9 protein-coding genes are annotated in these 8,226 nt (G+C 64.8%); 6 read left to right on the plus strand and 3 right to left on the minus strand.

All coding sequences use genetic code 11. The features are described 5' to 3' along the window. Positions 1 to 812 (minus strand): LysR substrate-binding domain-containing protein (locus SE92_RS08965; RefSeq protein ID WP_063195376.1); only part of this gene is annotated, 812 nt, incomplete at its 3' end. Positions 813 to 928: 116 nt separating this feature from the next. Here SE92_RS08965 and SE92_RS08970 point away from each other — a divergent pair. The 3 genes from SE92_RS08970 to SE92_RS08980 all read left to right on the plus strand — a co-directional run bounded on the left by SE92_RS08970 (position 929) and on the right by SE92_RS08980 (position 4,067). Continuing rightward, positions 929 to 1,681 (plus strand): SDR family NAD(P)-dependent oxidoreductase, encoded by a 753-nt coding sequence (locus SE92_RS08970; protein ID WP_063195377.1) that lies wholly within the window; start codon positions 929 to 931, stop codon positions 1,679 to 1,681. Between the two features lie 52 nt (positions 1,682 to 1,733). Then, a complete protein-coding gene (locus SE92_RS08975) occupies positions 1,734 to 2,117 on the plus strand; it encodes a nuclear transport factor 2 family protein (RefSeq protein ID WP_063195378.1) in 384 nt (127 codons plus the stop codon). Between the two features lie 246 nt (positions 2,118 to 2,363). Further along, a complete protein-coding gene (locus SE92_RS08980; protein ID WP_063195379.1) occupies positions 2,364 to 4,067 on the plus strand; it encodes an amidohydrolase in 1,704 nt (567 codons plus the stop codon). A 21-nt stretch (positions 4,068 to 4,088) separates the two neighbouring features. Here the strand turns inward: SE92_RS08980 and SE92_RS08985 are convergent, their stop codons facing one another. Next, the gene (locus SE92_RS08985; protein WP_063195380.1) at positions 4,089 to 5,282 is read right to left on the minus strand and encodes a TrmJ/YjtD family RNA methyltransferase; all 1,194 of its coding nucleotides are present in this window, start codon (positions 5,280 to 5,282) and stop codon (positions 4,089 to 4,091) included. Positions 5,283 to 5,620: 338 nt separating this feature from the next. On the opposite strand from SE92_RS08985, the gene SE92_RS08990 reads away from it, so the two are divergent. The 3 genes from SE92_RS08990 to SE92_RS09000 all read left to right on the plus strand — a co-directional run bounded on the left by SE92_RS08990 (position 5,621) and on the right by SE92_RS09000 (position 7,719). Beyond that, positions 5,621 to 6,835 (plus strand): NADP-dependent isocitrate dehydrogenase, encoded by a 1,215-nt coding sequence (locus SE92_RS08990; RefSeq protein ID WP_063195381.1) that lies wholly within the window; start codon positions 5,621 to 5,623, stop codon positions 6,833 to 6,835. A 99-nt stretch (positions 6,836 to 6,934) separates the two neighbouring features. Then, positions 6,935 to 7,429: a DUF3455 domain-containing protein gene (locus SE92_RS08995; protein WP_063195382.1), complete on the plus strand. Its 495-nt coding sequence runs from the start codon at positions 6,935 to 6,937 to the stop codon at positions 7,427 to 7,429. 5 nt (positions 7,430 to 7,434) lie between these two features. Then, positions 7,435 to 7,719 carry a DUF3303 domain-containing protein gene (locus SE92_RS09000; protein WP_063195383.1) on the plus strand — a complete coding sequence of 95 codons (285 nt, stop codon included), beginning with the start codon at positions 7,435 to 7,437 and terminating at the stop codon, positions 7,717 to 7,719. A gap of 3 nt (positions 7,720 to 7,722) precedes the next feature. Here SE92_RS09000 and SE92_RS09005 read toward each other — a convergent pair. Then, positions 7,723 to 8,226: cyclic nucleotide-binding domain-containing protein (locus tag SE92_RS09005; RefSeq protein WP_157095859.1), on the minus strand; the 504-nt coding region annotated here is incomplete at its 5' end.

The following is an 8,226-nucleotide window of genomic DNA, read 5'->3' on the forward strand; positions in this document are numbered from 1 at the left end:
AAGACGAGATGTACCATGCCGCGGTGACCGCGCCATTCCGAGAGCACATGGACGAGCTTGCCCTGCGCGAGCGCATCGCGACAGAGGTGATCGGGCAACAGCGCAACGCCAAGGCCGGCGACCGCCGCATCGCGCACCGCGCCGAAATCACCGCACCCCATGCGCGGCTCGTGCCTGATTACGCGCGCCTGCCCATCGTCCGTCTCCAGATGCCATTCGACCAGATTGTCCTCGTCTGACGTCGCGAGCGTCGGAAGCGCGGCAAGATCGTCCGGAGTCCGCAGCCGGCTTGCCAGTTGCGGGCTCGCGACGAGGATGCGCGTGGATGTACCCAGCGACCGCATGGTGAGCGCGGCATCACCCACGAGCACAGAGCGAACGCGCAGCGCCACGTCGACCCGCTCTTCGATCAGGTCGACCGGCCGGTCGATGGCGATGAGTTGCAGACGCACTTTGGGATAGCGGATCAGGAAGCTCGACGTGAGCGCGGAGATTTCCGCGACCATGCCCGTCGGGCAGCTGAAGCGAATGCGACCGTGCGGCTCAGCCTGCGCTTGCGTCACGAGCGCTTCGGCCTGCTCGGCTTCAGCCAGAATCGCGCGGCAGCGCTCGTAGAACGCCTGCCCCACCTCGGTGACGCGAAAGCGCCGGCTCGATCGCTCGATCAGGCGCAGGCCAAGGCGCTCCTCGAGGCCGGCAATCCGGCGGCTGAGCTTTGATTTCGGCTCTCGCAACGCCCGTCCCGCGGCGGCGAAGCCCCCGTGGCCGACCACCTCGGCGAAATAGGCAAAGTCGTTCAGATCGGTTTTCATCGTTCCTCTCATGGAACGCTGAGTACCATATTTGCTGACTACTCGCACCATCGTTCCGTAGGCATCTACGAAGGGCAACGGCGCTTCCGCCAGATGCTTCCCAGAGGAGACGGACGATGACGAACAGGTTCAGCAACAAGGTCGTGGTGGTGACAGGCGGCACGAGCGGTATTGGCCTTGCGACCGCCAAGGCATTCGCGGCGGAAGGCGCCTCGGTGTTCATCACCGGCCGCCGCCAGGACGCGCTGGACGCCGCGGTGAAATCGATCGGCGGCCGCGTGACCGGCGTGCGCGGCGACATGGCTGACCTTGTCGACATCGACCGGCTCTACGATGCAGTCCAGCAGAAGCATCAGCAGATCGACGTGATCTTCGCCAATGCCGGCGGCGGCGAGTTCGCACCGCTCGGCGCGATCACCGAGGAGCACTATCAGCGCACCTTCGATACCAACGTGAAGGGCGTCCTCTTCACCGTCCAGAAGGCGCTGCCATTGCTCCGCGACGGCGCATCCATCGTGCTGACCGCCTCGACAACGAGCGTCTCGGGCACGCCGGCCTTCAGCGTCTATTCGGCGACCAAGGCCGCCGTGCGCAATTTCGCGCGCAACTGGATCCTCGATCTCAAGGATCGGCACATCCGCGTCAACGCCATCAGCCCCGGCGTCACCGAGACGCCCGGCCTGAACCATCTGTTCGGCGCCGGTGAGCAGGCGGAAGGCACCAAGACCTATCTCGCCGGCCTCATCCCGTCCGGCCGCGTCGGCCAGCCCGAGGAGATCGCCAAGGCCGTGCTGTTCCTGGCCTCGGACGAGGCGAGCTTCGTCAATGGCGTCGAGCTCTTCGTCGACGGCGGTCAAGCCCAGATCTGAAGCGCGGACCTGCGCCGACCTCAGCCCCACCCTTTCAAATTGGAGACATCCCATGACCCAGACCCATGAATCGACGGATCGAATCCACGAACTGCTTCGTCGCAATCTTCAGGAGGTTTTCGGCGAAGGCGACGCCAAGCGCCGCCGCGCCGTAATCGACGAGCTCTGGACGGAGAACGCTGTCCTCTATGTGCCGCCCGGTGTCGTTGTCGGTCGCGCGGCGATCGACAAGTTCGCAGGCGAGCTCCGTGCCACGCATCCCCACTTCGTCTACACACCGACGAGCGAGCCGCAGGCGCTTCACAACGCCGGACGGCTGGCCTGGGGATCGGGTCTGCGCGGCGAGGCCCCGGACTACACCGGCTGGGACGTGATCATTGTGGAGGACGGCAGGATCGCGGCGCTCTACGTCTTCCTCGACCAGAAGGGAAAGTGAACGCAAATTTCGCAGCAGGTTTGTAGGGCGGATTAGCCGCAGGCGTAATCCGCCGCCTCAGCTTCACCGAGACGAACAGGGGTGGGTTACGCCTTCGGCCAACCCACCCTCCGAGAATGACACAGAGCGCGATCCACTTTGCCCACTATGTGGAGTGCCGCCAGGCATCGCGAGCGTTGAACCCATGTACGATCAAAGATACCCTTGAATATCTTCGTCCGGCAAAAACAAGATCAAGGGGGCGTCATGGTTCGCAAGTTGACGGCATCTGCAATCGTTGCCACGAGCGTGTGGATCGCTGGCATCGCAAATGTCGAGGCGCAGCAACCTGAATTCAGCGTCCCTGACCTGGTCCTCGTCAATGGAAAGATCCTGACGCTGGATGATCGATCGACGGTCACGGAGGCGGTCGCCGTCGCGGATGGCAAGATCCTCGCAACGGGGACCAGTTCTTCGATGAGGGCGCTTGCCGGCGCCCGAACCCGCGTGCTCGATGTCGCCGGCAAGACCGTCATCCCCGGATTGATCGATACACACGCTCACTTCAAGGCCGCCGGTCTCGGCGACTATGTCGTCATCATGGGCCGCGCGAAGACGGTCGCGGAAGCGCTCGATGCCATCAAGGCATTCGCGGCGAAGAAGAAGCCGGGCGAGTGGATTGTCGGCGGCGCGTGGCATCCGCCGTCACAATTGGCCGAGAAGCGTTACCTGACGCGGCAGGAGATCGACAGCGTTGCTCCCAACAATCCGGTCTATCTTCGCACCGTCGGACATTTCTCGATGGCGAACACCATGGCCCTGCAACGGGTCGGGGTCGACAAGACCACCGAGGATCCGAGCGGTGGAAAGTTCGAGCGCGACGCCGCCGGCGAACTGACCGGCGTGCTCGAGGAGACGGCGATCGACCGGGTCGAGAAGGCCGTCCCGCCCTGGACGGAAGACGACGAAATGCGGCAATTCACCATTGCCGAAGGCGTGCTGAACAGCTTCGGCATCACCAGCGCGGTCGAAGGCGCGACGGAGGCACGCGATGTTCGCACGCTGCAGAAGCTCGTCGCGTCCGGCAAGGCTACCTTGCGCACCGGCGTGATGTTTCGACCGGAGCCGCCGGCGGATCTGGCCGCATGGGAAGCGATCATGGCAGGCAATGGGGCCGCCTCCGGCTTTGGCGACGATTGGCTCAAGTTCGCCGGCATCAAGATCTTCTACGACGGCGGCATGACGCTGAAGACGGCGCTGATGCGCGACGTCTATCCCGATTCACATGACAATTATCATGGTGTTGCGCAGCAGACGCCCGAGCGGCTGAAGCAGCTCATCTCCATCTGCAACCGCTATGACTGGCGCGTCGGCGTTCACGTGGTCGGTGACCTCGGTATCGACCAGGTGCTCGATGCCTTCGAGGCCGCCGATCAGGAGAAATCGATCCGCGACCGCCGCTTCGTCCTCATTCACGCCAGCCTGATCCGGCCCGAACAGATGGAGCGAGCGCAAAGGCTGGGAGCCCGTGTCGATTTCCAGAACGCTTTCATGTGGGACAAGGCGGCGACCGTCGAACGATTTCTCGGCAAGGCAACCGCCGACCGCGCCGTGCCGACCAGGACGTTGATCGAGAAGATGGGGCTGAACAGCCTCGGCGCCGGCACGGATTTTCCCGTCAACCCGATCAACCCCTTCCTCAATATGTACGTCATGGTGACGAGGAAGGACCCCAACGGAAATGTCTACGGCGCGGCAGAAGCCATCGCGCGGGAGCAGGCCCTGCGTCTCTACACCAGCGCGGCGTCGCGCTACACGTTCGAAGAGGCGCGCAAAGGCACCATCGAGCCTGGAAAGCTCGCGGACATGGTGGTGCTCTCGGCCGATTACACGGCCGTGCCGGAAGACCAGATCAAGGACATCAAGGCGGAGATGACGCTGGTCGGCGGCAGGGTCGTGTTTCAGCGCTGACCCGGCGCGGGTTGGCCGAAGTTACGCGCCCTGCTCCATCATCCCCGCGAGCCGCACCAGCTCCGCCTCGAGATCGCGCTCCACGTCCGCCGCACGAATGTCCAGCACGCGATAGTCCCGCGCCTCGAGCCAGCTCCGCCTTGCCGCGCGATCGGCCGTGATCGCCTCGCCCTCGCCCGGGTTGACCAGCTCGATCGCAATCCGGTGCGGGAATGAGACGAAGTCCGGGATATGCCGCCCCACCGGGGTCTGGCGCTTGAACTGACCTGCGAAGCGGCGGTCGCGGGTCAGAGCCTGCCAGAGCAGGCGCTCGGCGTCGGTCGGATTGCGGCGAAGCAGGCGGGCAAGGCCACGGACGGTCGAGCCGCTGTCGGGCGTCCCGCTGCCATGCTCGGCCAGCAGTGCGCGCAGGCGGGTCGCCTGCTCGCCGTCGAGCACGCCGCCCTTGGCCGGGCCCTTGCGTCCTTCCGCGATCGCCATAACGACTCCATGGAGGGTGTGCATGTCCTGCTTGGTCGGCTCCATCCGGCTGAAGATGTTGCGCAGGTTCACCAGCATGGTGTCGCGTTTCTCGGCCGGGCGCAGAAACTCGACCTTGTCGAGCTCCCGGATGAGGTTGTCGAAGAAGGCCTGCATCTGGTGCTGCGAGGCGCGCTCGGAGCGCTCCGGCATGGCGTGCGGCAGCTCGCCCGAGGTCGCGCGCTTGAACCATTCATAGCCGACCAGCAGCACGGCCTGGGCGAGGTTGAGCGAGGCGAAGCCCGGATTGACCGGGAAGGTGATGATGCGGTTGGAGAGCCCGACCTCCTCGTTGGTCAGCCCCCAGCGCTCCCGGCCGAACAGGATGCCAGCCTTGCCGCCGGTCGCGACGTGCCCGGCGATCTCGCTCGCCGCGGCCTCCGGCCCGACCACCGGCTTGGCCTGATCGTGGGGGCGCGCGGTGGTGGCGAACAGGAGGTCGAGGTCGGCGACCGCCTCTTCCACCGTGCCAAACAATTCGACCTTTTCCAGAATGTGGTCGGCGCCGGCCGCGGCGCGCTGGGCGGCGATGTTGGGCCAACCGTCCCGGGGGTTGACGATGCGCAGGGCTGAAAGCGCGAAATTGCCCATCGCCCGCGCGGCCATGCCGATGTTTTCCCCGAGCTGCGGCTCGACCAGGATCACGATGGGACCGTCGAGGGAAAGGCTCGGCTTGCTCTTGTCAGTCCCCGACATCTGGCTTCGCTTTCACACTGTCTCTCAAGGCCTTGGCCAGGCCGCCTTAGGAATTGATTCAACATCAGCCGCTGCCGCCCGGCCCTGTCCGCCTGTCGTTTGCCTGTCCTGACGAAATTCTCAAGGGAAATAACGGGGTTAGATTCGGTTTTTGAATCTCACCTGGAACGAGCGCCCGAGGCCCGGCCGAAGGCCGGCTGCCGCCCCCCATCCGGGCAAGCTGGATGAGCTAAAAGTGCATAATCCCTTGGCTTTCGCCCGCCGCGTCCGGGTGCTATGAGGCGGCGGATATTCCCGTGGCGCGCCAAAAGCGCCGTTCCCAAGAGGCTTCCCCGATCATGGCAAAAATCAAGGTATCCAATCCCGTCGTCGAGCTCGATGGCGACGAGATGACCCGGATCATCTGGCAGTACATCAAGGACAAGCTGATCAACCCGTTCCTGGATGTCGAACTGATGTATTTCGACCTGGGCATGGAGTACCGCGACCACACCAACGATCAGGTCACCATCGACGCCGCCGAGGCCATCAAGAAGGTAGGCGTCGGCGTCAAGTGCGCCACCATCACCCCGGACGAAGCCCGGGTGAAGGAGTTCAACCTCAAGCAGATGTGGAAGTCGCCGAACGGCACCATCCGCAACATCCTCGGCGGCGTGATCTTCCGCGAGCCGATCATCTGCAAGAACGTGCCGCGCCTGGTTCCCGGCTGGACCAAGCCGATCATCATCGGCCGCCACGCCTATGGCGACCAGTACCGCGCCACCGACTTCAAGTTCCCGGGCAAGGGCACCCTCACGATGAAGTTCGTCGGCGAGGACGGCACCGTGATCGAGAAGGAAGTGTTCAAGGCTCCGGGCGCCGGCGTCGCCATGGAGATGTACAATCTCGACGACTCCATCATCGACTTCGCCCGCGCCTCGCTGAACTACGGCCTGCTGCGCAACTACCCGGTCTACCTCTCGACCAAGAACACGATCCTCAAGGTCTATGACGGCCGCTTCAAGGACATCTTCCAGGACATCTACGACCGCGAGTTCAAGAAGGAATTCGAGGCCAAGGGCCTGACCTACGAGCACCGCCTGATCGACGATATGGTGGCCTCGGCGCTGAAATGGTCCGGCGGCTACGTCTGGGCCTGTAAGAACTACGACGGCGACGTGCAGTCCGACACGGTCGCGCAGGGCTACGGCTCGCTCGGCCTGATGACCTCGGTCCTGCTCACCCCCGACGGTAAGACCGTGGAAGCGGAAGCTGCCCACGGCACGGTGACCCGCCACTACCGCGAGCACCAGAAGGGCAAGGAGACCTCGACCAACTCGATCGCGTCGATCTTCGCCTGGACGCGCGGCCTCGCCCACCGCGCCAAGCTCGACAACAATGCCGAGCTCGCCAAGTTCGCCAACACGCTGGAGAAGGTCTGCGTCGACACCGTCGAGGCCGGCTACATGACCAAGGACCTTGCGCTGCTGGTCGGCGCCGACCAGCGCTGGCTCTCGACCACCGGATTCCTCGACAAGGTCGCCGAGAACCTGACCAAGGCGATGGCGGCGTAAGCCGACCGCAATTTCGCCCGACTGGGCCAGACATCATCACGGGCCGCGCGACCAGCGCGGCCCGTTTCTTTTCGAGGCCCCCCGCGCGGAGATGCGACCATGTCGATCAAGCTTGCTGTCCCTTGCCTGTTGCTGCTCGCGGGCCCGGCCATGGCCGCCGACCCGCTTCCCGATGCCATCGCCGCGCCGGGCGAGAGCCTCGTGCTCAGCGTCCACGCCGAGGGCGCGCAGGTCTATGAGTGCAAGGCGGGCAGCGACGGCAAGCTCGCCTGGGCCTTCCGCGAGCCGATCGCGACGCTGCTGTCCGAGGGCAAGACGGTCGGACGGCACTTTGCCGGCCCGAACTGGGAGCTCACTGATGGCAGCGCCGTGACCGCCAAGGCCGCCGGCAACGCCCCAGGCGCAACGCCGGCCGATATCCCCTGGCTGAAGCTGGAGGTCACCGCCCGCCGCGGCAGCGGCACGCTCACGCCCGTCACAACCGTCCAGCGGATCGACACCCATGGCGGCAAGCTCGAAGGCGCCTGCGACAAGGCCGGCGAGTTCAAAAGCGCGCCCTATTCGGCCGAGTATGTTTTCCTGAAGAAGGGCTGAGACCGATGCTCTTCATGGTGATCGAACGCTTCAAAGATCGCGATCCCGTTCCGGTCTACCGGAAGGTGCGCGACGAGGGCGTCAAGTTTCCGGACGGCCTCACATATCATGGCAGCTGGATCGAGCCGAATTTCGACCGATGCTTCCAGCTGATGGAATGCGACGACGCCCGCCTGCTGCAGGAATGGGTGCTGAACTGCCAGGGCAATGGCATGACGTTCGAGATCGTGCCGGTCGTGCCTAGCAAGGAAACGCGCGAGGTTGTCGCGCCTTTCCTCGACCGAAGCTAGGTGCTACGCCGACGGGCCTTCTTCCCGCTCCGCCTGCGCCAGCTCCGCCAGCGCAAGGTCGCCGGTGTCGGCGAGCCGTGCCTTGGCGGTGGTGTGGACGTGGTCGGCGAGCGTCGGCATGCGCTCGATCAGGGCATGAAAGTCCTGGGCGTCGAGCACGAGCAGGCGCGTCTTGCGCGTCGCGGTCACCGTGCCACTGCGTTTTGTTTTGTGCAGCAGCGCGATCTCGCCGAAGAAGGTGCCGTCGGCAAGGCGCACATGCTGGCTCGGCAGCGCGATCTCGACTTCGCCGGCGGTGATGAAATACATCGACGAGGCCGCATCACCCCGCCGCACCAGGATCTCGCCCTGCTCGATCGTGCGCGCGCGCAAGAGCCGCATGATGTCGGCGATCTCCGCCGCCGACAGATGCGAGAACAGCGGCACCCGCGCCAGCATGCCCCAGGTGACGACGAAATCGCGCCGCTTCACCTCTTCGGCGAAGGCGGTGGAGATGATCGCGACCGG

Source organism: Bradyrhizobium sp. AT1, from assembly GCF_001590795.1.
Taxonomy (GTDB): domain Bacteria; phylum Pseudomonadota; class Alphaproteobacteria; order Rhizobiales; family Xanthobacteraceae; genus Bradyrhizobium.

What these genes read in the sequence shown, in the direction of transcription:
- SE92_RS08980 (WP_063195379.1), top strand. Translation starts at nt 2,364, where the DNA reads ATGGTTCGCAAGTTGACGGCATCTGCAATCGTTGCCACGAGCGTGTGG.
- SE92_RS08985 (WP_063195380.1), bottom strand. Translation starts at nt 5,282, where the DNA reads ATGTCGGGGACTGACAAGAGCAAGCCGAGCCTTTCCCTCGACGGTCCC.
- SE92_RS08990 (WP_063195381.1), top strand. Translation starts at nt 5,621, where the DNA reads ATGGCAAAAATCAAGGTATCCAATCCCGTCGTCGAGCTCGATGGCGAC.
- SE92_RS08970 (WP_063195377.1), top strand. Translation starts at nt 929, where the DNA reads ATGACGAACAGGTTCAGCAACAAGGTCGTGGTGGTGACAGGCGGCACG.
- SE92_RS08975 (WP_063195378.1), top strand. Translation starts at nt 1,734, where the DNA reads ATGACCCAGACCCATGAATCGACGGATCGAATCCACGAACTGCTTCGT.
- SE92_RS09000 (WP_063195383.1), top strand. Translation starts at nt 7,435, where the DNA reads ATGCTCTTCATGGTGATCGAACGCTTCAAAGATCGCGATCCCGTTCCG.
- SE92_RS08995 (WP_063195382.1), top strand. Translation starts at nt 6,935, where the DNA reads ATGTCGATCAAGCTTGCTGTCCCTTGCCTGTTGCTGCTCGCGGGCCCG.